Origin of the sequence: Bacillus cereus group sp. MYBK14-1, assembly GCF_051916885.1 — a bacterium.
GTDB lineage: Bacteria > Bacillota > Bacilli > Bacillales > Bacillaceae_G > Bacillus_A > Bacillus_A cereus.
Genome location: NZ_JBQAHM010000002.1, coordinates 41850 through 68615 on the forward strand (window position 1 = coordinate 41850; position 26766 = coordinate 68615).

Here is a 26766-nt window from a genome sequence, read left to right on the forward strand (position 1 = left end):
ATATGAAAGGAAGTTTCCGTAAACGTGGAAATGCGTGGTCTTTTACGATAGATATCGGTATAGATCCCACCACAGGAAAACGACAGCAAAAAAGTAAAAGTGGATTTAGAACAAAAAAAGAAGCCCAAAATGCTGCTGCAACAATGATTACAGAGATAGAGAAAGGAATATATTTTGATGACAAACAATTAACTGTTTTAGATGTATGGGAAAAGTTAAAGCCTCTTCGTAAAGCTGAATTAAAAATTACATCTTATGAGAAAGACATGAGCTTAGTAAAGCTCTATATCCTTCCCCCATTTGGTTATAAAAAAATTAAAAGTATTAAACCTGTAATGATTCAAAGCTACTATGCTGAACTTAAAGAAAAAGGCCTGTCAAATGGTACAATCAGCAATATCCATCGCTGCTTAAGATGCATATTCAAACATGCAGTAGAATGGGAAATCATACATGATAATATAATGAATAAAGTAAAAAAACCACGTGAAGAGCAAGGTGAAATGAAAACTTGGTCTAGCGAAGAATGTAATCGATTCCTCCAGTATCTAAAAGAAAAAAATATTAAGTACCATATGTTCTTCTTACTTGCAATCTATACAGGTATGAGACGCGGAGAATTACTTGCACTAACATGGAAAGATATTGACTTTGATAATAAACGCATTGTGGTTAATAAATCGCTGGTAAAAACAGAAAAAGGATTATTTAAAGCTGCTACAAAAACTAAGTCTTCAAATAGAAGTATTAGTATCTCTTCTTTTGTTATAGAAAAGTTACAATCCTACTACTCCTATAAAAAGAAAGAATTTTTCCGCTGGGGTATACACTTAAATGAAAAAGCTTTTATTTTCACCGGCAATACGATGCATTTGCCCTTACATATAGATGCTCCTCATCGCTTTTTGAATGATCACTACAAAAAAGCTGGTGTTCCTCGGATTCGTATACACGACTTACGACATACTCATGCTACACTTATGCTTCAGGCTGGGGAACACCCTAAAATCGTACAAGATCGCTTAGGACATTCATCTATTCAAATGACTTTAGACAAGTATAGTCACATCACGCAGAACATGCAGCAACAAGCAGCGGAAAACTTTGAGAGCATAATCAAATCTAATGAAAACACCTGATAAAAAATGAAAAGATTTAATGTGAGCAAAATGTGAGCATCGAAGGAAATCACCACTTAAAAACCTTGATATAATAAGATTTTTCATACTATATCGTAGAATCTTGGGAGAAGAATGAGCAGTTTTAGGGTTGTTTATTTGATAAAATATAAAAAACACAAAAGTGCCAAACCCCTTATACCACAAGGGTTTCGGCACTTTTTAATATCTAAAACAAATTTTATTGAAATAATTATTTTTATAGATTTTCATACTTTTTTATATAGTACGTGAACATATACAGTACAAAAATACACCTTTGTATACACATTTTTAGAAACATCTTACGTTTATCAAACAATAACCAAAAGACGTACCTGCAACCTCATCATATAAATAATAGATATTAAAAAGAGGACACTATAAGCGCCCTCTTCCTTAGGTTTTAAATATGTTCTCCATGATCCATAAACACTTCAATTGCTTCGTTTTGTGGTATGTCTTTTGCATTAGTAAGACCAAAAGTAAAAACAGCGGATAACATCATCATTAATAAGATTGCTTTTTTCATTTTAGCGCCCTTCTTTCTATGCTCTTTTTGTCTGCATCTAAAGCGATGTGCAAATACTTGCTTGCTTTTCTGTGATTTTCTGAACCATAGAATATTTCACCTAAAAGAGAAGCATATTCTTTTACCCAATCATATAATTCTTCTTTTTCAAAATACGAAATACCTTCTATAACCACATTTTCTAATTCTTCTTGCGGTACATAGTTATGTACTGCTTTTAAAATTCGGAAATGATGACGATAACATAAGTCGCTAATCTTATAGCCATTCTCAATATATTCATTAGCGATATGACTATAACCTAACTTAAAATGTTCTCTTGCTAAAAGAAACATAGTTTTAGCGTTATTTTCTAATGAATCCTCTAAGTGTTTAATTGCTAACTCTGGCATGTTTTGACTTGCGTATAAAAGTCCTAAATTATGCTTAACTCGTTTAATAAGAAGTTCATCATTAGATTTTTGGAAGGTACCTAGTGCTGAAAGTAAATATTCCTCTGCACTTTCGAATTCATTTAGTCGAATGTGTGCCATTCCTAAAGTATTTAAGCATGCTGCAGTTTTTAATTCATACCCTGGACTAATTGAAAATACTTCATTCGCCTTTGTAGCAAATTGAACTGCTAGGATCGGTTTTAATACGTGATAGTAATGGACTGCAAGCCAATAATTAAATTCAGCTTTTTCAATTTCATCATGCATGTACTCTAAAAACGTTTCAGCTTTTTCAAATTGCATTCTTGCTTCACTATGGTTTGCTTTATTAATAGCGTAAATTGCTTTAAATAAATGATGATAGTACTCTAAAAATGTTTCTGTAGACTCTGGTAAAGGCTCGATTTTGTCCAGAATATCTTTTGTACTATCCATATCCCGAATTAGCAGTTTATACCGTGCATTCAATAAAGCGTAGTAGACTAATATTGTTTGGTCTTCCTTAATATTATTGATTTTATTTGCAATATCTTCTTTTATTTTCTGAGACTGTAATACACGTTGTGAAATCATAGCTTGATACCAGTCGTTTAATAATTTTGTGATTTCTTCTTTAGAAATAATGTCAACACTCATCTACTTCTACCCCCTTTTGTTAAAGGTTATCATGACATGCTTGTTTGCATAAATAAGTTTTTGAATATTCTAACTTAAAAAATTATTTTTGAATATTCATGTTAACAAAATGGTCCCTTTTCAAACCCAAAAAGAACACACGTTCGTTTGTAGTGGAGTTAAAAAAACAAAAGTGAGGTATTACATCATGGAATATAACGGCTTTCCTGTAGTACGTGGAAGATGTATGGTGAAATGGAATCCGTTTGCTTCAATACCGGAGCAATACGAGGAAATACATAGAATGTTTGAGGAACAATATAAAGTACCTAAACCTTTTTTAACACAAGATACTATGGAACGAATAGAAAGAGCGTTAATGCAATCTTTTCACGAGGAAGAAGAAATACATATCTCATACTATCGTGATGGAATGGTGCAAGACATGTACATAAATGTATTACATATTGAACCGATGACGAAAACTATATATTGTACAGATGCTTTTGGTTTGAATACTAAGTTTAAGTTTGATGAATTGGTGAATATAAATTAAAAGAAGCCGCCCGACAGGACTGAAGTGCACCCCAATTGTTAGACACAGCCTAACAATTGGGGTGCACTTCACATATATAGGTGGCTTTTGTACGACAAAAAAAGAGCTCTGCTATACAGCAGAGCAAAAGAAAAATATATAACCCTATAAAAATAATACAAATTATTGATACTTTCAAAAGACGAAATTTAAATTTCCATCACAATAATACCTATGTTTAAGTATGAAACATTCTACCTTCCCTATAGCTATGAATATTCTTATTTTAGAATTCCATAGTATCCAAATAGCTCTTTGAGAAATACCTCAATACCGAACTTCTTCAAAGAATCTTTTCTTTATTCAAAGAGAAGTTCTAAAACTTTTTTCTTATCTTTGTCTCTTCCATAATGAATCAACCTATGACAGTTCGGACATATACTAACTATATTTCCAACAACATCTAAACTATTTTCAAAATCATGTTGCATTCTTAACGGTATTAGATGATGGGCCTCCATATAATTTTTTCGGCTGGCTTCCGATACAAATGTTTCATGTGTGTCATCTATTTCACATTTAAATTCTGCCTGTTTAATAGCTTGTTTAGCTTTTTTCGGATCACGAGGCCATACTTCCCTACCAGATTCCATTTTAGTTTTTTTTCGATTTTCCGATTTCTCTTCTTCTGCAATCTTTACTTTACTAAAATCCGAATCAATATTAGTAAATCCTTGTGGTGTATGGTTCAATTTGTAGCCAAAGAAAGCTGCGAATTCGATTGCTTTAATGTTTACAGGTTTTAGGTCCTTAATAAAATAGATCTATTCCCAAGTTTCATCATTATCGTTTGTTTTCTAAATTTTTCTAGCCACATCTGGGTTATGAGTCTTAGCAAAAATTGTCCCGAAAAACTTAAATTCCCCTTTAGAATATGCTAAAATCCCGTCACCCTCTTTTAACTTTTCCCATCTATCAACATTTGAAGAACCAGGAGTTGCTCCCCACATACATACATTCTCATGTAATTCATTATCTTTAAGTTTAGTTACTGTATCGGCATCTAAATCTGCTAAACATGTAGAAATAGGATATATTTTTTCAATAGTAGCTTCCAAATTTTTTATAGCACTATCATTACTTGCAGTAAAAAGATATAACATATTTAATTCCACCTTTTTTAAATTTCATTATATTTCTTTTTAGAGTCTCGAGATTTCTCTACTGGATATTTTTTATTATTTTTTATTATTTTTTATTATTTTTTATTATTTTTTCTATTTTGTTTATAATAATCTCTTCTAAGTCAATATCCAATTGATCTGCCAACTCATCTTTCATGTCTTCTTTTTTTGTTTCTACAGCTTCCTCACTGCTTTTCCACTGAAAATTCTCCAACAACTCACTCGCCTCTAAAGAAAGAGAAATAGCTAAATCTTTAGGATTGTGGAACTGCTTCCAGTTCCTATCATCCCGAAATTTTAGGACTTTCTCTAAAATAGTTTGATTCATTTTTTGAATCCCCCAGTTACTTTTCATTGGTAAACTCTTCTATTTATCAGGTAAACTATCATAAAAACGTTCAATGGCCGCTACTAAAACTAAATCTTCTAAATGAGCAGTTTTAGGGTTGTTTATTTTTAAAAACATCAAAAATGCCAAATCCCTTATGTCACAAAGGATTTGGCATTTTTAAGTATCTAGAACACTCGCTAAGTTTAAGGAAAACTTAACAGACATGCGTCCGGCATAATGCCATGTCCACACCCAAGGATCGGTTACATAAAATAACGTATCTAACATGGGAAGTCTATTGGTCTTTTCCCCTTATAGTAACACTCTCTTCTACTAAGACCTTTTCTTTCTAGGACCTACAATTAATTTAATCGCTGTTCTATCTTCATTATTGATAGAAATCTCTTGAAATGCTGGTACGAAGGCTAAGTCAATACCACTTGGAGCGACGAACCCTCTTGCAATCGCAATTGCTTTAATCGCTTGATTTATAGCTCCAGCCCCAATCGCTTGAATTTCCACATTACCACTTGTTCTTAGTACACCCGCTATTGCACCCGCGACTGAATTTGGGCTTGATTTTGAAGATACCTTTAATATATTTTCCATGTAAGTTGCTCCCTCTATTATTTAATCTCTCTTTCGTTACAATTTTAAATATTTTAGCGTATCTTTAATTACTATTCACACCAAAAACAAACGATGCTTCATATGTACATTATTCTATATTTTCTGACTTCTTCCTGCTCAGCTACGCAAATAAAAAAATAAACTGAATAACCTAATATACATACAGTTAAATGCCATAACTTCACCAAATGATAACATCCATACAGCGAAAGATAATATTGCTGTTTGTCAGACGAAATTAATATAGTAAAGTGAAACTTTAATGAGGGGGGGTTTTGTTCATCCCCACCTAACTTCTTTGCTTTCGCTGAATTTTGAGATGGGAGTCTTACTGCTCGGAAAATAGCGGGATAAACGTTTCCTCGTTACTTCAATCTATTTAGAAATTCCATTTATTTTTCTATCAAATTATGAACCTTATCATCTTCAAAAGGTGTTACAGGTAATACCCAAATACTACATTTCATCATTTGACCACTTTATATTCCACATCTATCTCCTTTTATAGTACAAGCATACACGCCAATTGTGATTCACCTTCATAAACTACTATGTGGTTTAAATTTATTAAGAATAGGAGGTAATATATTGGGTTCATACTATCATTCTTCAAACTCGTATAAAAAATGTTCATGTGACCATTCACATAAACGCAGCTGTCCTGCATACGGAACTTTTTGGCAAACTGAATTTATAACTGTTCCTTTTGGCGATCCTTTTCCATTTAATCACGTTGGACCTTTAGCAGGAGGCGTTTCCTTACTAAATCCTACTACTATACACTTTAGACAATTTGGTGATTATAGAGTTTCGTTCATTTCCAGTATTAATACTACTTTAAATCCTGTATTTCCACATATCCCAGTCATAACTATATTTTTAAATAACAATCCACTTGCTAATAGTCAAGGTGACTTCGCTATTCAAATGAATACTTCATCAAATAACGAATGTCTTCAACTCGTTGGCGAAACGATTGTTACAGTGCCTGCTAATTCAACTCTTCAACTTAGAAATAATAGTGGTTTTAATCGTCAAAGTATTGTAACTTGTGACAATGGTATAAATTCAGTTGAATTAACAGTTACAAAACTAAGTTAATATTATTTCTTTACATTCAGATGCTATTTCAGCATCTTTTTTTATTGAATAACAGTTTTCTTCGACTTTTATTATCTTTCATCACGCAAAAAAAGTGCAGAATTCTTTCTAACACAAGATTTCTGCACTTTTTTATTATACTTATTTATTCTTCCTTATTTCTCTACATAAACCGACTTAACAATCGTACGATTATATGATTTTCCTTCTTTATTCATCCCTTTTATATCCATCGTAACGTTATATACTCCCGATTGTTTTATATCTTTCAAAGCACCTGTAAATGTATTCGTATTAACATTTTGTAATTCATTAAATTCAGAGACTAACTTACCTTCTTTATTAACGACTCTTACTGTTATGGAAAGATCCCCTTTCATTTCAGGTGCTACAGGTGATTTTTTCAGTTTATACTCAGGTTTATTTACTTTAACTTTTGTAGGCATTTGAAGAACAAATGGCGCGCCATCCTTGTAATCGCTTACAACTAAATATGCATCTTTCGACTGCTTCGCCATCATTTTGATTTTCCATTCGCCTACTTCCAATTTATCAAACTTAAATGTTCTAATTGTCGCCCCATTAAAAAAAGATTCGCCTTCACTAGTAGTTATAGCGCTATCTTTATTTGCATAGATTTTTCCTTTTGGAGATACCATTTGTACTTCAACATCAGAAGAAGCAGTTAGTACAGAAACTATTCCTTCAGCCTTTTTATCAACAGAAATACTTTGCTCTATCCACTGATTTTGTGGTAATTCGCCTCCTAAAATATTTTGATTTGAAGTTGTATTTAATTGTTCTAGATTTTCATTTGAACTAGTGCTAGATGCTACTAAAGCTGGTAATCCCACATTTGTCGTACGTAAATATGGTTCAATTCGTGCAAAAACAGCTGATCCTTTTCTTATATTGTCATGATCAAATCTGGAATCTGTAAATAAATGTGTACCGTACGATAGCTTGGCACTCCATTCATTTACTAGTCCATCATTTGAACCGTACGATGATAAATATAACCCACCCATAGATAATGCAGAAAATGTTGGCCCCCAGCTAGTTCCAGTAGCCGTATAGTAACGGTTTAATTTAGCTGCTGGGTTGTTATCTATTATTGAACGAAACTTTGCCATTTCACCTATTTGTAACGAGTACGTACCATCATCTTTTTGACCTAATATAGAAGCAAGCCACCCTGCCCACCAACTATATGACAAATCTGCTAAATTTGAGCCGTGATGCGGTGTAGCAAGTGTAATAACATTTCCAACAAATCGATTCGCACCATATTCAACTAATGCGGCTTGTGTATCAATACCACCTTTACTATGCGCTACAATATTAACTTTTTTACCGAAATGATTATATATTTCTTCCAGTTTTTGTGCTAACAATTTTCCGTTATCCCACTGACTAGCCGAACCTTTCCCCGCAGCATCATACAATTGTATAAACACTGTTTGATAGCCTGCTTTTAAAGCATAATCATACATATCATTTATATCATGATATACTGTCTTTCCATACCAACTATCAGCATTACCATTTCTTCCTTGTACAAAGAGAATTGGCGGTTTATTCTCATCATAATTAGCAGGTTTTTGGCCTAAAAACCATTCTCCAGGTGTGAATACTTCTGTATCAGGAAACCCCTTTCCAAGCTCTTTTACAACTTCTGCCTGTACATTTGTGCTAATCGTTGGAGCCATGATAAAAAATACAATTAGTAAGGCCACGCATCTTCTCATCAGTCGCATATTACTCCCCCTATTTTTTTGAAAGAAGGTGTTCTTTATAATATTTTATATTTTCCCTTCCTTAATAATAGCTAATCTTTTATTTTAAAAAGATGTTAGCCCTATTTTTAGAAGGTTACTAGTTGTATACCCTCTTCCTTAACTCTCGTTATTCTCTTTGTTTCTACCTCTTCCTTTTGATAGAATACGACAAAAAAGTTTCTCAATAATTGTTAACTTAGCTACATCCAGATATTTTTTAAATCAATATTGTTTATATAAAGCATACAAATCTTGAAAAAATTTTAGTGAAAAAACATTTTATTACTAGTTAGTTATTTAAAAATATAATAAAGATATGTACTTTCTTTTCATTAAATACAAACTAATTTTAAAGGAGCTTATATTATAAGACTTTCCTACGATTAAAAATTAAACTGAAATTTCAGAATAGAAAATCACATTTCCAGAAACATATATTATGATAATTTCCGCGCACTTGAATTAACTTTTTAGAAGTACTAACCTATCGGTGAGCAGAAGAAAATTCTGTAAAAAGAAAGGAGAATACTTTATGATGACCAATTTACAAAAAGAGTTTTTTAAACGCTTAAAAATTCCTGCAAAAGAAATAACATTTGATGATTTAGATGAAATTCTCTTAAAAATGGGAATGATTCTCCCCTATGAAAATCTTGATATTATGGCTGGTACTATTAAAAATATCTCAAAAGATAACTTAATAGAAAAGTTACTTATTCAAAAACGAGGTGGACTTTGTTATGAATTAAACTCCTTATTGTATTATTTTTTAATTGATTGTGGGTTTCAAGTATACAAAGTAGCCGGTACTGTTTATGATCTGTACGATAATAAATGGAAACCCGATGATGGTCATGTCATTATCATATTAAGTCATGAGGATAAAGATTATGTTGTGGATGCAGGTTTTGCATCTCATCTCCCTTTACATCCAGTCCCTTTTAACGGAGAAGTCATCTCCTCTCAAACAGGAGAATATCGAATTCGTAAGCGAAATACTCGAAAAGGTACGCATATTTTAGAAATGAGAAAAGGAGCTAACGGGGAATCTACAAGTTTCTTACAATCTGAACCTTCAAACGAATGGAAAATAGGCTATGCTTTCACTGTAGATCCAATAGATGAGAAAAAAGTGAATAACATTCAAAAAGTGATTGTAGAGCATAAAGAATCTCCTTTTAATAAAGGGGCTATCACTTGTAAATTAACTACTTATGGTCACATATCATTAACAAATAAAAATTATACAGAAACCTTTAAAGGCACTAAAAATAAACGACCAATAGAATCTAAAGATTATGCTCGCATTCTTCGTGAATCTTTTGGAATAACGCAAGAGAAATATGTAGGAAAAACACTAGAAAGAGGTTAGTTGACTACAAGTACTTCATAATAAAGCAGATTCTATATTTAGAATCTGCTTTATTTTATACTTTGTTATAAATTAATTTAATTTTGTTGTTACCCTTTAATTTTCAATTATATATTCATCATCATATTTATCGTATTGTAACCCTTTCCCTATCTTTGATTCTGTAACTTGATCTCTTAAAAACGGTGCAGCATCCATTTTGCTAGTTGCAATTTCAATTCCATATTTTTTCGTTAAATAAGCTAACTCTAGTAAAAACCACTCTCTTCGCAATGTAACTGGAATATCAAATGTTTTTCTTTTCATATATAATAGCACCTCTTTTATTTTCATAACTTAAAAACATCACTGGATGCACTTATTAAAACTACCTTTCACCGCTAACATCCAATGAAACATTATAGTATATGCATGTCCATTTCAAACGTGCTATCACAAATATGATATTTAAATTTACATAATTATATTATGTAATAGTAAAAAAGGAAGGCATGTCCCTTCCCCTTCTACTATAGAGATTTAAATTAAGAACATCTTGGTACACCTAAAGCTAAAAATAAACCTGCTACTCCCGCAGTAATCGGTACTTTTAACGTAATAACATCGTCTACCTTCGTTACTAAAAAGTAAGCATTACCTTCTTGTAATATACAAGTTACCAACAATTGAAATTCCATTCAAATCTCCTCCTTTCAATCGATATACTATAATTTATGAAATCTCTTTCAAAACGTAATAGGAAATATATCTATTTTTCCTTATATACAAAATAAATGTTTATAAGTCTAGTAAAAATATTAACTTTCTAAATTTATATAAAACGTGTAATATCCAATAAGTTCCTATATAATCAATAAGAAGAATCTTACAAATGGAGGTATGAAAATGACGCTTTTAAGTAATATTGGTGCAGCTTTATTTTTTATTGCTTTTATTCTTTTAATCTTATGTATTATTTCATTCTTTAAGAAAAATGGAAAAGCAAAACAATATGGACGTCCTACCGTTATTCTTTTTATGATTTCTATTATATTAATAACGGCCGGTACAACAAAATCGTAACACCCCGTCGTCGAGTTTTTTTCTACTTTAAGTTTCATTCTATTTATATTCTTCCTTGTTCTAGCAATCTTATCTGTTATTAAGAAAACAGGTGTAGCGAAAAAACAATTTATTATTACAGCCGTATTATTTGTCATTTTTGTTGCGCTATCAGGTATTTCAGATTCTTCTTCTGAAAAAACGACAGCAACTAGTACAAAAGTTGCTTCTAACAATGAAGAACAGAAAGATAGCGAAAAGAAAAAAGAGGCGGACGAAAAAACTCAAAAGCAAGAAGATGAGAAGCGTCTAGCCGATGAACAAGCCCGTAAGCAAGAGGATGAAAAACGCCAGGCTGATGAACAAGCTCGTAAACAACAAGAGGAACAAAAACGTCAGGCTGGTGAACAAGCTCGTAAACAACAAGAAGAGCAAAAACGTCAGGCTGATGAACAAGCTCGTAAGCAACAAGAAGAGCAAAAACGCTTAGCTGATGAGCAAGCTCGTAAGCAACAAGAAGAGCAAAAACGTCAGGCTGATGAACAAGCTCGTAAGCAACAAGAAGAGCAAAAAGCACAGCAAGCTCAAACACAACCTGCTTCAGGAAATACTAGTAGTGCATATTACAAAAATTGTGCCGCAGTTAGAGCTGCCGGGAAAGCTCCTCTATATAAAGGACAACCAGGTTATGACTCACATCTTGATCGTGATGGCGATGGAGTTGCATGTGAAAAATAGTAGTAAAAAAGAAGCTTCTAGTAAGCTTCTTTTTTATTATCAGAAACTATTATGACGAATTCCCTCTCCCTCTTCCTTTTATAAAACTCATTTGATTATCCTTAAAATTGACACATTATAAGTGATTTCAATCACCACATTGTTTTTCATTTATTGCTATTCTTAATTTAGATATTACATTCAAACTTTATGGAGGCATTCATATGGAACATACATTTACTGAAACTTCTATTGTCGGTGAGATTGTTACACAATTTCCAAAAGCTAGTAATCTTTTTAAATCATATAGAATAGACTTTTGTTGTGGTGGTAATAAACCACTTATTGATGCAATTCATGAAAGAAATTTATCAGCAACAGAAGTACTTACAGAATTAAATACACTTTATAATAATACGAAACGATTAAATGAATCTGAAATTGATTGGAAAAATGCTTCTTATCGTGAATTGATTGATTATGTTATAAATAAGCATCATCGCTATTTAAATGAAGAATTACCACAGTTAAGTCCGTATGTGACGAAAGTATTACGCGTCCACGGAGCAAGTCAGCCTCACTTAGCTCAAATTCATAAGCTATTTCACGAATTAAAGATGGAATTAGAACAGCATTTAATTAAAGAAGAAACAGAAGATTTCCCATTAATTTTAGAATTTGAACAAAATCCAATTGACGAAAACTATGTGAAATTACGTAAAATAGTAGATGAGTTGGAAAATGAACATAACCACGCAGGCAACATTATTAAAGAACTTCGTAAAGTTACAAATGACTTTACTCCTCCAGAAGGAGCTTGCGGTACTTATCGACTTGTTTACCAACGTCTTGAAGCGCTAGAGTCTGATTTATTTGAGCACATTCATTTAGAAAATAATATTTTATTTCCACGTGCCATTACGAGAGCATAAATAAAGAGCAGGACATGAGTATACATACTTATGTCCTGCTCTTTCATTTGGTAAAGACTATACACATCCCTCTCGAATAAATCCGAATTTTAACAATTTGTGAATCATTATAAAAATGTGATAAACATCACATCTCTTCCTTTTTTGATTTTCTATAATAAAAACATAATCCTTTGTTCAACATTTCACAGAAAAAGGGGAAACGAAAATGAAAAAACGTTTAGTTATGATCGGAAATGGTATGGCTGGCATACGCTGTATGGAAGAAATATTAAAACATGATAGTGATTCATATGAGATTACTATTTTTGGAGATGAACCTCATCCAAACTACAACCGTATTATGCTCTCTCATGTTTTACAAGGCAAAACAAATATGCAAGATATCATTATGAATGAATACAGTTGGTATGAAGAAAACGAAATAACTTTGTATACAAATGAAAAAGTTCAAAGTATTAACCGAGAAGAAAAAATTATTATTACAGAAAAGAATCGTACTCTTACATATGACAAACTCATTATCGCAACAGGTTCTAGTGCTTTTATTTTGCCTGTAGAAGGTGCCACTCTCCCTGGTGTAACAGGATTTCGAACAATTGAAGATACACAATTTATGATTGATACCGCTAATGAAAAGAAAAAGGCTGTTGTCATTGGTGGTGGGTTACTTGGTTTAGAAGCCGCAAGAGGTCTTATTGACTTAGGGATGGACGTACATGTTGTTCATTTAATGCCAAACTTAATGGAGCAACAACTAGATACGAAAGCAGCTTCTCTATTACGCGAAGATTTAGAAGCGCAAGGCATGAAATTTCTAATGGAAAAGAAAACTGTAAAAATTCTTGGTACAGACCATGTTGAGGGCATTCAATTTGAAGATGGTGAAGTTGTAGATTGTGATTTAATCGTAATGGCTGTCGGAATACGCCCAAATACGCAAATAGCAAAAGATGCTGGTTTAATTGTAAATCGCGGTATTGTAGTCAATGACTATATGCTAACAAATGATGAGTCCATTTATGCAGTTGGAGAATGTGCAGAGCATGACGGTATCGCATATGGACTTGTTGCTCCTCTTTATGAACAAGGTGCGATACTAGCAAAACATATAACAAATTTACAAACTGATGGATATTCGGGCAGTATCGTCGGTACGCAATTAAAAGTTGCAGGTTGTGATTTATTCTCTGCTGGCCAAATTTATGAAGATGATCAAACGAAAGCAATATCAATCTTTGATGAATGTAAACGTTCCTATAAAAAAGTATTAATTCGTGATAATAAAGTCGTCGGTATCGTTTTATATGGTGACACAGCTGACGGTACACGTCTCTTTAGCATGTTAAAGAAGGAAGAAGATATACAAGAATATACACCAGCTTCCCTTCTTCACAAAGCTGGTGAAGAAAGTGAATTTGACGTTGCTACAATGAGTGCGGATGACACGATTTGTGGATGTAATGGTGTTACGAAAGGTTCAATCGTTCACGCCATTTTAGAACAAGAGTTAACGACTTTTGAAGAAGTTAAAGGCTGTACGAAAGCCGCAGGTTCTTGTGGTAAATGTCGTCCACTTGTGGAACAAGTTTTATCTCATACACTTGGAGATGCTTTTGATGCCTCAGCGCAATCTGCCGGTATGTGTGGATGTACACCTTTATCCCGTGATGAAGTCGTAGCAGCCATTCACGAGAAAGGCTTAAAATCTCCAAAAGAAGTACGAAATGTTCTTGGTTTTGCACATGAAGACGGCTGTTCGAAATGCCGCCCTGCTTTAAACTACTATTTACGTATGGCGATTCCAGAAGAATATGAAGATGATAAATCGTCCCGTTTCGTTAATGAAAGAATGAATGGTAACATCCAGCACGATGGTACATTCTCTGTTATTCCACGTATGTACGGAGGCGTTACAACAGCTGATGATTTAATGAAAATTGCTGAAGTTGCGAAAAAGTACGATGTTCCTCTTGTGAAAATTACAGGTGCAAGCCGAATCGGCTTATATGGTGTTAAGAAACAAGATTTACCTAACATATGGGCTGACTTACATATGACTTCGGGATATGCATATTCAAAATCGCTTCGTAATGTAAAATCATGTGTTGGTTCTCGCTTCTGCCGTTTCGGTACGAAAGATTCATTAGGACTTGGTATGCTCCTTGAACAATCATTAGAAATGGTAGATACACCTCATAAAATGAAGATGGGTGTAACGGGCTGTCCGCGTAACTGTGCGGAAGTACTGACGAAAGATTTTGGCGTTGTTTGTGTCGAAAATGGATACCAACTTTATATTGGCGGAAATGGTGGTACAGAAGTACGTGAAGCTGATTTTGTAATGATTGTCCCTACTGAAGATGATGTCCTTCGCATCGCTGCAGCTTACATGCAATATTATCGTGAAACTGGTATTTACGGAGAGCGTACCGCCTACTGGACAGAACGTTTAGGCTTCGATCACATAAAAGAAATACTACAAGATGCAAGTATGGTTACTACGTTAAATGAACGTTTCCAAACAGCTCGTAGAACATATACGGAAGCATGGGGACAAGCACTAGAAACGAAATCATTAAAAGCGATGTATGAAGTAGAAACTGTGAAATAAGGAGCTGTGATCTAAATGATACACACGAAAGAAAAAATAAAAGTTATGCGTGCGGAAGATCTTGCTATTCAAATCGGTAAAGAAGTGCAAATGAAAGGTATGTCTATCGCCCTATTCCGCCTTTCAAATGGCGATATTCGAGCTGTAGAAAATCGTTGTCCTCATAAAAACGGACCGTTAGCAGAAGGGATTGTGTCTGGAGAATTCGTCTTTTGTCCACTGCATGATTGGAAAATCTCACTACTAACAGGTGAAGTTCAAAAACCTGATGACGGCTGTATTCAAACATACGAAGTAGAAGTTATTGACGGTGACATTTATTTATACATGTAATTTTCGAAAGGAAGCCTCCTCTGGCTTCCTTTTAAATAAAAATTGATGAGGTGCAATTATGAACGGATATGTATATTTAGTTGGTGCAGGACCAGGTGATGAAGGGCTTATTACAAAAAAAGCGATAGAGTGTTTAAAACGTGCAGATATTGTTTTATATGACCGTTTACTAAACCCTTTCTTTCTTAGCTATACAAAACAAACATGTGAACTTATGTATTGCGGAAAAATGCCAAAGAATCATATTATGCGACAAGAAATAATTAACGCACACCTTCTTCAATTTGCGAAAGAGGGCAAAATTGTTGTCCGATTAAAAGGCGGAGATCCATCTATTTTTGGCCGTGTTGGTGAAGAAGCAGAAACTTTAACAGCAGCAAATATTCCATATGAAATTGTACCAGGCATTACATCTAGCATCGCCGCTAGTAGCTATGCAGGTATTCCCCTCACCCACCGTGACTACAGTAATAGTGTCACTTTATTAACCGGACATGCAAAAGGTCCCTTAACCGATCATGGAAAATATAATTCATCTCACAATAGCGACACGATTGCCTACTACATGGGTATAAAAAACTTACCTACAATTTGTGAAAACTTACTACAAGCAGGAAAAAAAGAAGATACGCCAGTAGCAGTCATTGAATGGGGTACAACTGGTAAACAGCGCGTTGTCACAGGGACACTGTCTACCATTGTTTCTATTGTCAAAAACGAAAATATTTCTAATCCTTCTATGACAATTGTTGGTGATGTTGTTACTTTGCGGAATCAAATCTCTTGGAAAGAACGTAAACCATTGCACGGCAAGAAAGTTTTATTTGCAGCTGCAACAAATAAAAAAAGCGCAATAAAGCAAAAGTTACAAGAGTCCGGTGCAGAAATATATCAAATTCCAACTTTCAAAAAGAAAGAATACACAGTAACCTCTGAACAAATCAATAAGATTTTTAACGTCGATCGTCTTGTATTTTGTTCCGCTGACAGTGTAGACATCTTAATGCAATCATGCAGTAAATATCATAAAGATATTCGTTCCTTACAGGCAGAACTTCAGTATATGAACCTTTCTATTCAAGAAAAGCTCATGCAATATGGATTGTTCAGTAAACCTGCGCAATTTTCTTCGAATTCAACGATTTATTTAGGACGAAACATTAACCGAATTGCTGTTATTCAAGAAAAAATTGGTGCTGGTTCCTATATGATGACTCATGAGTACACAATTGATCATCGCTTCGATGAAATTCATTCACGTATTCTTTCTGAATTCTCATGGGATAGCATTGTATTTGAAGGTCGCGCTTCTATTGATACGTTTCTAGCAGAAATAAAACGCCTTGGCTTTATCAATATTCTTACTCTCCCATTCTCGTATACCGACGTTCCAACTTTACACTATGCAAATAAAGTTGGGTTTCATAACGTAGATCATCAATTACAAGAAACTCTTATGAAGAAAGACATGGTGAGACAATGAAAGGAATTGTATATGTTGGACATGGAAGCCGGCTACAAGAAGGTAATGAACAATTCATTCAATTTATTCAATCTGTTATGAAAGAGCGAAACGAAAGAATTCAAAAAATAGCTTTTCTAGAACTAACGACACCTACTATTTCGGATGCAGTTACAGAAACGATAATAGAGGGAGTAACTGAAATAATGATTGTACCTGTTTTATTATTTGCAGCAGCTCACTATAAACGTGATATTCCTTTGGAGATAGCGAAAATGAAAAATCAATATCCACATATCTCATTTTCAGTTGTACAACCTTTTAGTACGCATCCGCATATGGTTGAACTTGTAGTGAAAAGAATACGTGAAACTATGCCAATGCAAGGTAGTAGTGTTTTACTCGTAGGGAGAGGTAGTAGTGATTTTCAGCCGATACATGAGTTACAACAAATCGGAGCAGCTGTCGAACAAAAACTCAGTCTACCAGTATCATGCTCCTTTTTAACGAAAGGAACGCCCTCTTTTACTGCTGAGCTAAAGACTATAACATCAACTGCATCCCATGTATATGTCATGCCCTACCTTCTCTTTACCGGATTATTGCTTCAAAAAATTAAGTTGTATACAAAAAAATACGATCACGTGACGACTTGTAATTGCCTACAGTTTGATACATATATGAAATTAACATTGTTAGAACGAATGGAGGAATGCATATATGTATAACATGTACCCCCTTATGTTTAATCTGCAAAATAAAGTGGTCGTTATCATTGGTGGAGGTAAAATTGCATATCGAAAAGCGTCTGGATTAAAAGATACAGGCGCTTTCGTCACCGTTATTAGCCCCGAGATTTGCGAGGAAATGAAAGAGCTTCCTTATATTACTTGGAAGCAAAAAACTTTTAGTAATGATGATATTAAAGATGCTCATCTAATTTATGCAGCTACAAATCAACATGCTGTAAATATGATGGTCAAACAGGCCGCTCATGATTTCCAGTGGGTTAACGTTGTAAGTGATGGTACAGCATCATCGTTTCACACACCTGGCGTTATACGAAATGATGAATATGTTGTCACTATTTCGACTTCAGGTAAGGACCCATCGTTTACGAAGCGTATGAAACAGGAATTAACTTCTGTCCTTCCTAAACTTATAAAAAGACTTTCTCGTACTCATAAAATGTAATCTATCACTTAGCTAAAATAGGAATTAACTGTGAACAAACGTTTTTTAGAGGCGTTTGTTCTTTTTGCTTTAGTTTCGTTTTTTAGGATCAGACAAACAATTGGACAAGAATCTGTGAAGAAAAATAACGGCAACAATTACGGACAAAAAAGCAGTTGCTTGAGAGCAACTGCTTCAATACAGGTTTTATATTGGATATTCATTCAACCAAATTAGCGCTTGTTCATAATCATCAAAAAATCTCATAGATTCTTTCGTATTAGATTGTTGTAAATAATCCATTATCTCCCCCTCTTCAAGGAGAAATGCAATTGCCTTACTGTTATTCAAAATGATTTCATTGAAGAACTTCTCTTTCCATACTTTTTGAACAGAAAAATGATTTGGCGTGTATCCTTTTCTATCCACCAACAATTTGTATTTCCGCCCTTCAGAAATGAATTGCTGACAAACCTGCTCAAAACCATTAAACCATTCATACACATCATCTGTTTTTATATTGCCAACTAGATGGGTAACAATTATATCTCCTGAAACTGTTGTGCTGATATTCTGTTTACTCAACTTGGAATCCCCCTTAGTTACAATTTTGCGGAAAAACCGCATAAAATCAATAAAGAAAAATTTCTTACTTGACACTCCCACCCCACCGCTATCAAACTAAGCTCATGTAACGTCAATTATAAGCGAAATTGTGTCTTTTTTCGCTAAGCTACTTGATTATCAGACATGGTACAATTGTAAACGATACCCAATATATCATAGACTGTTTTCTTCTCATATCTATGGGATTTCCGCCATCATTTACCGCCTCAAATCTATTCGTTTTAACACGTATATTCAAAACAAAATATATGACAAATAAATAACGACAGTTACTGTAATAATGCTGAAAAGTGTTGAAAATAAAACGATTTGTGCATGTAATTCAGGCTCTATTTGATATTCCATAGCAATGGTTGATGTATTTCTTGAAGTAGGAAAAGAACTTGCAATAAATAATGATTGTGCAACAATACCATCGATGTTTAGTATGTATATTACGGCAAGTGCTAATAATGGTCCCATCAGTAACCTTCCAATTAAAGCCCATGTTATGACTCGATGGAAAAAATTAAGCTTAATGTTGGATAATTGTGCCCCTAGCAATATGAGTGCTATTGCAACAAAACCATTCGCAAGCTGATTAAGAGGAATAAAGATAGAATTAGGTATTTGAATTGTAAAAGATTGAAAGAAAACCCCTAATACGAGTGCATGAAATACAGGCAGTCTTAGAAATGATTGAATAATACCTCCGATTGTTTTTGTTGCTGATAGTAAGTTATATATCCCATATGAATAAGTTAAAAGATTCTGGAAAATAACAATAAAAATTTGAATGGAAACCCCCACTGGATTGTGACTGAAAATCAATTGACTTACTGGTAACCCATAATTACCGGAATTCATTAACGAAATGCTATTTTTTAGAGCTGCACTTTCTCCTTTTTCTAACTTTAATATTTTTGAAATGAAATGACTTACTATGATCAGACTCAGACTATAAAGCATTAAATAGTATATTATCTGGAGCAACAAACCTGTTTCTATACGAATATCATATATATTCACAAATACAGCCGCTGGCATTAAGCAATAAGTAATAAGTGTAGATAGCTGCTTTAAGTTAAATTGGAACTTTCTTTGTAAGATTGCACCAATTAGCATCAATATTAATATCGGTAATATTACGTCTAATATAATAAATACAAACATTTAAAACCTCATTCTAAATATATTTTAGTTGGATTAAACGCTTTACTAAATGTGGACACATTTCATTCATCGGAAAACACCCTTAGTTCTCAATAATCAGAAAACTGAAATCGATAATATGAAAATGCTCATCAAAAATTCTTATTTCATTTCCCTCCCCTCCCCTCTCTTTTCTTTAACATATCAAATATAACTCATAAAGAAAATTATGGATTATTTATACAAATTCATAATTTTATCTTATTGAACTAAACTGTATTCTTTAGTGTAGTACTTTTTTCACAATATCCGTTAGCCTTACCAAAAAATTTGGCCCTAAAAAAATCTGATACTGCAGTTACTATGCGAAGAATACTTACATCAATCCCATACTTGTCGCTTAAACCACCTAACACACCTGATACTTGTTTATCTTGAGTGGACTTATATTTTTTTCATCTAAACATCCCGATTCAATTAAATATTTGCATTCTAAAAATGAGTTCGATTTTTAGAATAGATTTAAGATTTCCTTCACTAATCTACCCTTTAAATGAATAACTTTTGACTTCTATATTTTAAAATAAAATTCCATAAGCCTTCTGTTTTTCATTTTAAAAACACATTCTTATAGAAAACAAGCGTTTATTGAGATATCAATAAAAACATGTTGAAGCCTATTACTAAAAGAACCATCCCAATATACTTTGGGATGGTTCTTTTTCCTTATTAATGATTCTTTAACATCACTAACAATTTCTCTTGGCTATACATCCATACTGTAATGATTAAACAAGCAAGTGCGACTTCTGATAGCGCCATAAATCCAATTGCATAATGACCTGTTAATTGGAATAGTAATGTTAAAATTAGCGGTGGGAAGAATCCTCCTAGTCCACCTAAAGCTGATACGAGACCATTTACAATACCAGCTTGTTCTAAGAAATACATTGGAACGAGTTTGAAGATTGTACCATTACCAATCCCTGCACAAAATGCTACTAGTAAGCAACCAAATGTATACACGTTCATACTTGGCATAAACGATAAAATAATACCTGAAAGTGTTAAACCGATAAATACGAAGATTAATATTTTAAATGGATTAAACTTATCACCGAGCCAACCACCAATCGGGCGCATAATTGTTGCGAGTACGATGAATCCGGCTGTCCGCATACCTGCATCTACTTTCTCTAATCCGAAGTGAGATACTAGAAAGTTTGGTAAGTATACTGTAAATGCGACAAATGATCCGAATGTTAAAAAGTAAAAGATACATAAAAACCAAAGTTTCTCATTTTTATATACACCTTTTATTTGTTCCATTAGTGGTGTATTCACTTTTTTCTCCTTACGATCACCTAATAAAAAGTTCATAAGTGCAAACGCTGCAAGTAAAACTAAATAACATTGTACTGTCGTTCTCCAGCCAACTGAAGTTGCAATGACAGGTGCTAAAAACGAAGTAATTGCTGTTCCGGCGTTACCGACACCGTAAATACCATTTACAAAACCGTGACTCTCTTTCGGAAAGTATTTTGGTAAAGAAGTTACTCCTACAGAGAATACAGCACCACCGATTCCTACAAATAATCCACCAATAATTAAATCCATCATAGAATTGGCAACACTAATATAAAAAACAGGAAATAATAATAGAATAAAACTAATAAAGAATAATTTTCTTGCTCCGAAACGATTCGTCCAATAACCAATTGGAATACGAAGAATAGAGCCTAAAATAACAGGTACTGCTGTGACCATAGAAATTTGTCCCGCAGTTAATGGAATATCCGCTTTAATATAAGGCATTAATGATGATAAAATGACCCATACCATAAAACCGATAATTAGATTAGAAGTTTGTAAACTTAATTGAAAATTAGGACTTTTCATCCTGTTCCCTCCTATGTATGCATAGTTATATTCATTCTCTCCAGCCTAATCACGTCCTAACATGATTAGGCTGAAAAGAATCAACCACCACTTACTGGCGGAATCATTGCTACGATATCGCCAGTTTGAATGATGTCATTCTCATTTGCATACTCTTCATTTATCGCGACCATAATCTCGTTTGAAATTGCTATGTTGTATTTCTTAATGAGTACTTCCTTCAGCTTCGCAACTGTAATATTTTCACAATCTATGTGCAATGACGACTTACTTACTTCTTCCTGTAAATGTGCAAATAATAGCACTTCAATCATATTCTCATCTCCTTTCTAGGCTCACCATTTGCATATGTTACCCTCTCTAACTGATCACCTATCCATGACTCACCATCTTCCCAAAACTCTTTCTTCCAAATTGGAACAATTTGTTTAATACGCTCCATAATATATTCGTTCGCCTCATAGGCAGCTTTCCGGTGTGGTGTAGAAACAGCAACGACAACAGCAAGATCAGAAATTTGTAATGTACCAATGCGATGTGTAATAGCGACATATATCCCCGGCCAATTCTCTCCTACTTCAGTGCCAATTCTCTCAAGCTGTTTCTCCGCCATTGTCTTATAAGCTACATACTCTAAACAAAGTGTACGTCGACCTTTCGTAAATTCTCTAACAGTACCAATAAAAGTAGTAACCGCACCACACTCACGACGAATTACTTTGTTTGTAACTTCTTCAATTGAAATAGGTGTATCAATTACTTCATAATACGTATGTGTCATTTTGCACCTCTTATCTTTATATAAGTTAGCAACCTATTTTTCTATTACTTGTATGATCGAAGCGACTCTTCCCACGGCCACTCACTTCCGTTGTTTGATTCTAATAACAGTACCGAAACAGTAATTCCAGCTTTAAATCCTCTCGTTCCCCCTGGCAAAACGATAAATGCATTCGCTTCTGCAAGTGAAGAAATTGCGCTAGATTTATCTAAACCAACTGGTGTAACTTGTAATTGCCCATCTACAATTTCCACTCTCCCTCTTACAAAACGAGTAAATGGGTTTGCTTTCGGAAAGTCTTTTTGTAAAATTGCCTCTGCACGATATATGTGCGAATCTTCCCTATGCAAGTATTTTCCAATCACTGGTCTAACATATAATTCACAACCGACATAACAAGCAGAAGGATTACCAGATAGACCAAATAGTAATTTTCCTTCTACCTCAGCTACAGTTGTCACACTTCCTGGTCGCATCGCTATTTTGTCAAAAAGTACATTAGCTCGTAATCTCTCATAGATGGCAGGTAAATAGTCATAGTCTCCTACTGAAACACCACCAGTTGTAATTAATATATCAACTTCTTTTATCGCCTTTTTTACAGTGTTATAACACGTCTCAAAATCGTCAGCGAATTGCCCATAATACTGTACAATCCCCCCTGCTCGTTCAATTTGAGCAGCTATCATATAGGAGTTACTATTTCGAATCTTCCCTGGCTTTAATTTTTCATGTACTTCAAGCAGTTCGCTACCCGTCGTTACAATTCCAATCACTGGTTGTTTTATAACATATACCGTACTATAACCAAACGTAGCAAGAAGTGCTGCTACTCCAGGATTAATAACAGTCCCTTCTTTCACAAGGATAGTATTTTGTTTTACATCTTCACCTTTAAAAGAAATGTTATCACCGGCTGTGAAACAGCGTTTTAATGTCATATAAGTCTTTTCGTTTTTTTCAAATCCTTCCGTTAGTTCTAACATAACAACCGCATTACACCCTCTCGGAATTGCGGCTCCTGTCATAATACGGACAGCTTGAAATGCTTTCACTTCTTCTGTAAAAACAACCCCTGCTCCAATTTCACCAATTACTTCAAACTGAATAGGGTTACTACTACTTGCTTCTTTCGTATCTTCTGATCGAATCGCAAACCCGTCGTACGGAGAGCGATCAAAATGCGGGACATCATGATCTGCAATAACATCTTCTCCAAGCGTTCTTCCGTAACTTTCTATAAGAGAAACCTCTTCTGTTTCACCTTGATGAGCATATTTCATTACTCGTGCAACTGCTTCTGCCACTGGAATCGGTATACGTTTTGCTATTTTCACATCATTTGTCCCATGAATAAATGCCCTACCGTCTGTAAATAAAACGAAACGATATTCATCAATTAGAAATGATAGTAAGTACGGCGTTTTTTGGACATGTACAATTTTTTGTAATCTTTTTTGGATTTCGTTTAAATTTAGAACTCTCTTTATTCCTGAACGGATTTGAACTGTATTCCGTCCGCATAGCACCTCCGTTTTCACCTGTGATTCAAATGTTAAACTTGGGTACGTACGTGTATTTCCGCAAGATGGACATGTACTTTTTTTCTGTTTATTTACTTTTAATGAGAGAAATTGATTGTTCCAAATATCAAATGATAACATTGTTCCTCGTAGCGTCTCGAAATCATCCACCAATATTTTCATTGCTTCTGTCACTTGGTGAGCAACAACCATCTGTACAGCTGGCTGAATAATTCCCGCTGTATCACATGTTGCACCGCCCATCGGATGATCCATTAAGCAGCGAAAACATGGTGTTTTTCCTGGAAGACTTGTATACGTTACACCGTAACTTCCAACGCATCCACCGTATATCCAAGGTATATTTTCTTTTTGTGAAATATCATTTATAAGTAGGCGCGTATCGAAGTTGTCAGTGGCATCTATAATGAGATCCACTTCTTTTGTTAACTCTTCTATTTCTTGCATTGTGACATCCATTACAACTGGTACAATTTCCACTTCAGAATTAATCTTTCTTACATGTTCTGCCGCTGCAATTGCTTTTGGTTTGCATTGTTTTGCATCTTCTTCTGTATATAACTGTTGCCGTTGTAAATTACTCCATTCGACATAGTCACGATCGGCAATTGTCAATTTCCCAATTCCCATCCTAGCGAGTGCTTCTGCATTCGCAGCCCCTAGTGCACCCGCACCGATTAGGAGCACATGCTTTTCTCTTATTTTTCTTTGTCCCATTTCACCAATTCCAGAAAACAACACTTGTCTTGAATAACGCTCTTGCATAAGAAATCCTCCTTTCACTATCCACCAATGTAAGACATTTCAACTTTTGGACGTTTACTTGCACTCTCAACCGTTCTTTCATCTGAATATCGATCTGTTCTATATCGCCATGTATGTTGTAAAATTTTTAATAGTGAGGCATCAGAAATATTTTCTCGAAGAAGCGTTCGCAAATCCGTTCCTTTTTCTCCAAATAGGCACGTAAAAAACTTACCATCTGCCGAAATACGTGCTCTCGTACAAGAAGAACAAAATGACTCAGAAACAGAAGTAATAAATCCCACTTCTGCATTACTCCCTACATATCGATACAATTTCGCAACCTCTCCAAAGTAACGAGGCTGAGCGGGCTCAATTGGATATACACGATTAATTTTCTCTATTAATTGTTCCTTCGTAATAACTTGTTCAAAGTTCCAGCCGTTTGTACTGCCCACATCCATAAACTCTATAAAACGGAGCTGAATTTCTTGTTCTTTAAAATAACGAGCCATATGAAGAATTTGACTATCATTCATTCCTTTTTTTACGACCATATTTACCTTTACTTCTAACCCTACCTTCTTTGCTTCTTCAATTCCTTTTAATACAGGTTTTGTGCTTACATTTCGTCCATTAATTTTTTTGAAGACATAATCCTCTATCGCATCTAAACTAATATTTACACGCTTTAATCCCACTTCTTTTAACGCCTTAGCTTGTTTTGCTAAATGAATTCCGTTTGTTGTGAGTCCAATATCTTGTAAGCCTTCTAGATTTGTAAGTCTTGCAATTAACGTCGATAAGTCTTTACGCAATAAAGGTTCACCGCCAGTAAGCCTAATTTTATTAACTCCCATACTTATAAATAATCTCGCTAACCTTTCTATTTCATCGAACGTTAATAAAAGCTCTTCCTTTAAAAAAGCGTAATCAGGTCCGAACACTTCAGCAGGCATACAGTATGTACACCTAAAATTACAACGATCAATAACTGAAATACGTAAATCTTGAAGTGGCCGCTTTAAAGAATCTTTTATGTTCTCGTGCATCTCTATCCCTTCTTTTCTGCTGCAATCCTTAGTAAGCTTTCATTTTTTTATTTGCCTTTATTATAAAAAAGAAGCTACATATTCAATGTGACTTTTCTCACATCACTTTCCCCATTCAAAAACTTTTCACAAATCCGTTCGTATTTTGTTCACATCTTCAGGCCATACTCTTTACGGTCATTGAAATTTTACATTATTTTTAAAATAGCTCTTGCATTTTCATCATATTTACACTCAAAATAGAAAATGTATTGCTTATAAGAAGAAAGGTGATTGCTGTGGCAAACAGTATGACATTATCTCAAGATTTAAAAGAATTACTTGCATCTGTTGAATATAAAATGCAAATTAAAAAAGGTAGTTTTATTTTTCAGGAAGGTATGGAGGCAACCGAACTCTATATCATCCACTCAGGAAAAGTACAAATTAGTAAACTTAGTGCTGACGGACAAGAACTAACACTTCGAATTTGTTCGGCATACGACATTATTGGAGAATTAACATTGTTCACGGATAATGCGAAGTATTTATTAAATTCAAAATGCCTTGAAGATGTTGAAGTAGGCGTTATAAAGCGTGAAGCGTTAGAAAAAGAATTACTCCAAAAACCAGCTCTTGTATTTGAATTTATGAAATGGATTAGTGAACATTTAAGAAGAATGCAAACGAAGTTCCGAGATTTAGTATTACATGGCAAAAAAGGTGCCCTATATTCTACTCTCATACGAATGACAAATAGTTATGGTGTTTTAAAGGAAAATGGTATTCTCATCGATTTACCATTAACGAATCAAGAACTTGCTAATTTCTGTGCAACTTCACGTGAAAGTGTAAATCGAATGTTAAATGAATTAAAAAAGCAAGGTACAATTTCTATTCATAAAGGAAAGATTACAATACACGATTTACAATTTTTAAAATGTGAAATTGCTTGTGAAGATTGTTCTACTTCTGTTTGTAGTATTGATTAGCGTCTTATTTAGATACTTATACCTACAAAGAAAGCCGAGGTCTCCAATTAGATCTCGGCTTTCTTTATAAATTACG

Annotated in this window: 27 protein-coding genes and 2 pseudogenes; 12 read left to right on the forward strand and 17 right to left on the reverse strand. The window is 34.1% G+C overall.

Going from position 1 to position 26766, the window contains the following annotated elements; translation table 11 throughout:
* Positions 1-2 precede the first annotated feature (2 nt).
* The gene (locus tag ACTFR3_RS06200) at positions 3-1139 is read left to right on the forward strand and encodes a site-specific integrase (RefSeq protein WP_098852623.1); all 1137 of its coding nucleotides are present in this window, start codon (positions 3-5) and stop codon (positions 1137-1139) included.
* A 424-nt stretch (positions 1140-1563) separates the two neighbouring features.
* Here the strand turns inward: ACTFR3_RS06200 and ACTFR3_RS06205 are convergent, their stop codons facing one another.
* Together ACTFR3_RS06205 and ACTFR3_RS06210 are read right to left on the reverse strand one after the other, a co-directional pair.
* Positions 1564-1689 carry an aspartate phosphatase gene (locus ACTFR3_RS06205; protein ID WP_000709201.1) on the reverse strand — a complete coding sequence of 42 codons (126 nt, stop codon included), beginning with the start codon at positions 1687-1689 and terminating at the stop codon, positions 1564-1566.
* Positions 1686-2759: a tetratricopeptide repeat protein gene (locus ACTFR3_RS06210; protein WP_000109855.1), complete on the reverse strand. Its 1074-nt coding sequence runs from the start codon at positions 2757-2759 to the stop codon at positions 1686-1688. Before ACTFR3_RS06210 ends, ACTFR3_RS06205 begins: the two co-directional genes overlap by 4 nt.
* A gap of 187 nt (positions 2760-2946) precedes the next feature.
* Between ACTFR3_RS06210 and ACTFR3_RS06215 the strand changes: the two genes are divergently transcribed.
* Positions 2947-3294, forward strand: a complete 348-nt coding sequence (locus ACTFR3_RS06215) for a YolD-like family protein (RefSeq protein WP_000456179.1) — start codon at positions 2947-2949, stop codon at positions 3292-3294.
* Between the two features lie 338 nt (positions 3295-3632).
* Here ACTFR3_RS06215 and ACTFR3_RS06220 read toward each other — a convergent pair whose 3' ends face one another.
* The 4 genes from ACTFR3_RS06220 to ACTFR3_RS06235 all read right to left on the reverse strand — a co-directional run bounded on the left by ACTFR3_RS06220 (position 3633) and on the right by ACTFR3_RS06235 (position 5397).
* Positions 3633-4025: an HNH endonuclease gene (locus tag ACTFR3_RS06220; protein ID WP_001016941.1), complete on the reverse strand. Its 393-nt coding sequence runs from the start codon at positions 4023-4025 to the stop codon at positions 3633-3635.
* A gap of 105 nt (positions 4026-4130) precedes the next feature.
* Complete coding sequence (locus ACTFR3_RS06225) at positions 4131-4436, reverse strand: hypothetical protein (RefSeq protein WP_000966110.1); 306 nt, start codon at positions 4434-4436, stop codon at positions 4131-4133.
* Between the two features lie 85 nt (positions 4437-4521).
* On the reverse strand, positions 4522-4812 hold the full coding sequence (locus tag ACTFR3_RS06230) for a hypothetical protein (RefSeq protein ID WP_440044266.1): 291 nt from the start codon (positions 4810-4812) through the stop codon (positions 4522-4524).
* 309 nt (positions 4813-5121) lie between these two features.
* Positions 5122-5397, reverse strand: a complete 276-nt coding sequence (locus tag ACTFR3_RS06235) for a stage V sporulation protein S (protein ID WP_000427799.1) — start codon at positions 5395-5397, stop codon at positions 5122-5124.
* 609 nt (positions 5398-6006) lie between these two features.
* Between ACTFR3_RS06235 and ACTFR3_RS06240 the strand changes: the two genes are divergently transcribed.
* Positions 6007-6519, forward strand: a complete 513-nt coding sequence (locus ACTFR3_RS06240; protein WP_000536148.1) for a hypothetical protein — start codon at positions 6007-6009, stop codon at positions 6517-6519.
* Between the two features lie 155 nt (positions 6520-6674).
* Here ACTFR3_RS06240 and ACTFR3_RS06245 read toward each other — a convergent pair whose 3' ends face one another.
* Positions 6675-8276, reverse strand: a complete 1602-nt coding sequence (locus ACTFR3_RS06245; RefSeq protein WP_440044267.1) for an esterase/lipase family protein — start codon at positions 8274-8276, stop codon at positions 6675-6677.
* A gap of 553 nt (positions 8277-8829) precedes the next feature.
* On the opposite strand from ACTFR3_RS06245, the gene ACTFR3_RS06250 reads away from it, so the two are divergent.
* Positions 8830-9669, forward strand: a complete 840-nt coding sequence (locus tag ACTFR3_RS06250; RefSeq protein ID WP_000988903.1) for an arylamine N-acetyltransferase family protein — start codon at positions 8830-8832, stop codon at positions 9667-9669.
* 96 nt (positions 9670-9765) lie between these two features.
* On the opposite strand, the gene ACTFR3_RS06255 is transcribed toward ACTFR3_RS06250, so the two are convergent.
* Together ACTFR3_RS06255 and exsG are read right to left on the reverse strand one after the other, a co-directional pair.
* Positions 9766-9975 (reverse strand): hypothetical protein, encoded by a 210-nt coding sequence (locus tag ACTFR3_RS06255; RefSeq protein ID WP_000824197.1) that lies wholly within the window; start codon positions 9973-9975, stop codon positions 9766-9768.
* Positions 9976-10193: 218 nt separating this feature from the next.
* Complete coding sequence (exsG, locus tag ACTFR3_RS06260; protein ID WP_000395679.1) at positions 10194-10346, reverse strand: exosporium protein ExsG; 153 nt, start codon at positions 10344-10346, stop codon at positions 10194-10196.
* A 208-nt stretch (positions 10347-10554) separates the two neighbouring features.
* Between exsG and ACTFR3_RS06265 the strand changes: the two are divergent.
* The 7 genes and pseudogenes from ACTFR3_RS06265 to ACTFR3_RS06295 all read left to right on the forward strand — a co-directional run bounded on the left by ACTFR3_RS06265 (position 10555) and on the right by ACTFR3_RS06295 (position 17962).
* Positions 10555-11448: pseudogene (locus tag ACTFR3_RS06265) on the forward strand (excalibur calcium-binding domain-containing protein).
* A 203-nt stretch (positions 11449-11651) separates the two neighbouring features.
* Positions 11652-12359, forward strand: a complete 708-nt coding sequence (gene ric / locus ACTFR3_RS06270; protein ID WP_000401373.1) for an iron-sulfur cluster repair di-iron protein — start codon at positions 11652-11654, stop codon at positions 12357-12359.
* Between the two features lie 208 nt (positions 12360-12567).
* Positions 12568-14973 carry an NADPH-nitrite reductase large subunit gene (gene nirB, locus ACTFR3_RS06275; protein WP_440044268.1) on the forward strand — a complete coding sequence of 802 codons (2406 nt, stop codon included), beginning with the start codon at positions 12568-12570 and terminating at the stop codon, positions 14971-14973.
* Positions 14974-14988: 15 nt separating this feature from the next.
* A complete protein-coding gene (nirD, locus tag ACTFR3_RS06280) occupies positions 14989-15306 on the forward strand; it encodes a nitrite reductase small subunit NirD (RefSeq protein ID WP_000581982.1) in 318 nt (105 codons plus the stop codon).
* A gap of 58 nt (positions 15307-15364) precedes the next feature.
* Positions 15365-16789, forward strand: coding sequence for a uroporphyrin-III C-methyltransferase (locus ACTFR3_RS06285; RefSeq protein ID WP_440044269.1), 1425 nt, complete (start codon positions 15365-15367; stop codon positions 16787-16789).
* On the forward strand, positions 16786-17496 hold the full coding sequence (locus tag ACTFR3_RS06290; protein ID WP_000676478.1) for a sirohydrochlorin chelatase: 711 nt from the start codon (positions 16786-16788) through the stop codon (positions 17494-17496). The genes ACTFR3_RS06285 and ACTFR3_RS06290 overlap by 4 nt, the downstream gene beginning before the upstream one ends.
* A complete protein-coding gene (locus tag ACTFR3_RS06295; protein WP_000282590.1) occupies positions 17489-17962 on the forward strand; it encodes a precorrin-2 dehydrogenase in 474 nt (157 codons plus the stop codon). The genes ACTFR3_RS06290 and ACTFR3_RS06295 overlap by 8 nt, the downstream gene beginning before the upstream one ends.
* A 186-nt stretch (positions 17963-18148) precedes the next feature.
* Here the strand turns inward: ACTFR3_RS06295 and ACTFR3_RS06300 are convergent, their stop codons facing one another.
* The 8 genes and pseudogenes from ACTFR3_RS06300 to moaA all read right to left on the reverse strand — a co-directional run bounded on the left by ACTFR3_RS06300 (position 18149) and on the right by moaA (position 25719).
* Positions 18149-18568, reverse strand: coding sequence for an STAS/SEC14 domain-containing protein (locus ACTFR3_RS06300; protein ID WP_440044379.1), 420 nt, complete (start codon positions 18566-18568; stop codon positions 18149-18151).
* Between the two features lie 234 nt (positions 18569-18802).
* Positions 18803-19720 (reverse strand): AEC family transporter, encoded by a 918-nt coding sequence (locus ACTFR3_RS06305; protein WP_000497498.1) that lies wholly within the window; start codon positions 19718-19720, stop codon positions 18803-18805.
* Positions 19721-20025: 305 nt separating this feature from the next.
* Positions 20026-20154 (reverse strand): annotated as a pseudogene (locus ACTFR3_RS06310) (PspC domain-containing protein); the annotation flags it as partial.
* A 274-nt stretch (positions 20155-20428) separates the two neighbouring features.
* On the reverse strand, positions 20429-21598 hold the full coding sequence (narK, locus tag ACTFR3_RS06315) for a nitrate transporter NarK (protein WP_440044270.1): 1170 nt from the start codon (positions 21596-21598) through the stop codon (positions 20429-20431).
* A gap of 80 nt (positions 21599-21678) precedes the next feature.
* Entirely contained in the window at positions 21679-21912 is a 234-nt protein-coding gene (gene moaD, locus ACTFR3_RS06320) for a molybdopterin converting factor subunit 1 (protein ID WP_000573688.1), read from the reverse strand.
* On the reverse strand, positions 21909-22379 hold the full coding sequence (moaE, locus tag ACTFR3_RS06325) for a molybdopterin synthase catalytic subunit MoaE (protein ID WP_000149962.1): 471 nt from the start codon (positions 22377-22379) through the stop codon (positions 21909-21911). Before moaE ends, moaD begins: the two co-directional genes overlap by 4 nt.
* A 44-nt stretch (positions 22380-22423) precedes the next feature.
* Positions 22424-24688, reverse strand: a complete 2265-nt coding sequence (locus ACTFR3_RS06330) for a MoeB/ThiF family adenylyltransferase (protein ID WP_440044271.1) — start codon at positions 24686-24688, stop codon at positions 22424-22426.
* A 17-nt stretch (positions 24689-24705) separates the two neighbouring features.
* Positions 24706-25719 carry a GTP 3',8-cyclase MoaA gene (gene moaA / locus ACTFR3_RS06335; protein WP_440044272.1) on the reverse strand — a complete coding sequence of 338 codons (1014 nt, stop codon included), beginning with the start codon at positions 25717-25719 and terminating at the stop codon, positions 24706-24708.
* Between the two features lie 278 nt (positions 25720-25997).
* Between moaA and ACTFR3_RS06340 the strand changes: the two genes are divergently transcribed.
* The gene (locus ACTFR3_RS06340) at positions 25998-26690 is read left to right on the forward strand and encodes a Crp/Fnr family transcriptional regulator (RefSeq protein WP_440044273.1); all 693 of its coding nucleotides are present in this window, start codon (positions 25998-26000) and stop codon (positions 26688-26690) included.
* The last annotated feature ends 76 nt before the right edge of the window (positions 26691-26766 follow it).

What these genes read in the sequence shown, in the direction of transcription:
- narK (WP_440044270.1), bottom strand. Translation starts at nt 21,598, where the DNA reads ATGAAAAGTCCTAATTTTCAATTAAGTTTACAAACTTCTAATCTAATT.
- ACTFR3_RS06290 (WP_000676478.1), top strand. Translation starts at nt 16,786, where the DNA reads ATGAAAGGAATTGTATATGTTGGACATGGAAGCCGGCTACAAGAAGGT.
- moaE (WP_000149962.1), bottom strand. Translation starts at nt 22,379, where the DNA reads ATGACACATACGTATTATGAAGTAATTGATACACCTATTTCAATTGAA.
- moaD (WP_000573688.1), bottom strand. Translation starts at nt 21,912, where the DNA reads ATGATTGAAGTGCTATTATTTGCACATTTACAGGAAGAAGTAAGTAAG.
- ACTFR3_RS06230 (WP_440044266.1), bottom strand. Translation starts at nt 4,812, where the DNA reads ATGAAAAGTAACTGGGGGATTCAAAAAATGAATCAAACTATTTTAGAG.
- ACTFR3_RS06210 (WP_000109855.1), bottom strand. Translation starts at nt 2,759, where the DNA reads ATGAGTGTTGACATTATTTCTAAAGAAGAAATCACAAAATTATTAAAC.
- moaA (WP_440044272.1), bottom strand. Translation starts at nt 25,719, where the DNA reads ATGCACGAGAACATAAAAGATTCTTTAAAGCGGCCACTTCAAGATTTA.
- ACTFR3_RS06295 (WP_000282590.1), top strand. Translation starts at nt 17,489, where the DNA reads ATGTATAACATGTACCCCCTTATGTTTAATCTGCAAAATAAAGTGGTC.
- ACTFR3_RS06330 (WP_440044271.1), bottom strand. Translation starts at nt 24,688, where the DNA reads ATGCAAGAGCGTTATTCAAGACAAGTGTTGTTTTCTGGAATTGGTGAA.
- ric (WP_000401373.1), top strand. Translation starts at nt 11,652, where the DNA reads ATGGAACATACATTTACTGAAACTTCTATTGTCGGTGAGATTGTTACA.
- ACTFR3_RS06215 (WP_000456179.1), top strand. Translation starts at nt 2,947, where the DNA reads ATGGAATATAACGGCTTTCCTGTAGTACGTGGAAGATGTATGGTGAAA.
- exsG (WP_000395679.1), bottom strand. Translation starts at nt 10,346, where the DNA reads ATGGAATTTCAATTGTTGGTAACTTGTATATTACAAGAAGGTAATGCT.
- ACTFR3_RS06255 (WP_000824197.1), bottom strand. Translation starts at nt 9,975, where the DNA reads ATGAAAAGAAAAACATTTGATATTCCAGTTACATTGCGAAGAGAGTGG.
- ACTFR3_RS06235 (WP_000427799.1), bottom strand. Translation starts at nt 5,397, where the DNA reads ATGGAAAATATATTAAAGGTATCTTCAAAATCAAGCCCAAATTCAGTC.
- ACTFR3_RS06205 (WP_000709201.1), bottom strand. Translation starts at nt 1,689, where the DNA reads ATGAAAAAAGCAATCTTATTAATGATGATGTTATCCGCTGTTTTTACT.
- ACTFR3_RS06285 (WP_440044269.1), top strand. Translation starts at nt 15,365, where the DNA reads ATGAACGGATATGTATATTTAGTTGGTGCAGGACCAGGTGATGAAGGG.
- nirD (WP_000581982.1), top strand. Translation starts at nt 14,989, where the DNA reads ATGATACACACGAAAGAAAAAATAAAAGTTATGCGTGCGGAAGATCTT.
- ACTFR3_RS06200 (WP_098852623.1), top strand. Translation starts at nt 3, where the DNA reads ATGAAAGGAAGTTTCCGTAAACGTGGAAATGCGTGGTCTTTTACGATA.
- ACTFR3_RS06245 (WP_440044267.1), bottom strand. Translation starts at nt 8,276, where the DNA reads ATGCGACTGATGAGAAGATGCGTGGCCTTACTAATTGTATTTTTTATC.
- nirB (WP_440044268.1), top strand. Translation starts at nt 12,568, where the DNA reads ATGAAAAAACGTTTAGTTATGATCGGAAATGGTATGGCTGGCATACGC.
- ACTFR3_RS06225 (WP_000966110.1), bottom strand. Translation starts at nt 4,436, where the DNA reads ATGTTATATCTTTTTACTGCAAGTAATGATAGTGCTATAAAAAATTTG.
- ACTFR3_RS06305 (WP_000497498.1), bottom strand. Translation starts at nt 19,720, where the DNA reads ATGTTTGTATTTATTATATTAGACGTAATATTACCGATATTAATATTG.
- ACTFR3_RS06250 (WP_000988903.1), top strand. Translation starts at nt 8,830, where the DNA reads ATGATGACCAATTTACAAAAAGAGTTTTTTAAACGCTTAAAAATTCCT.
- ACTFR3_RS06300 (WP_440044379.1), bottom strand. Translation starts at nt 18,568, where the DNA reads ATGCGGTTTTTCCGCAAAATTGTAACTAAGGGGGATTCCAAGTTGAGT.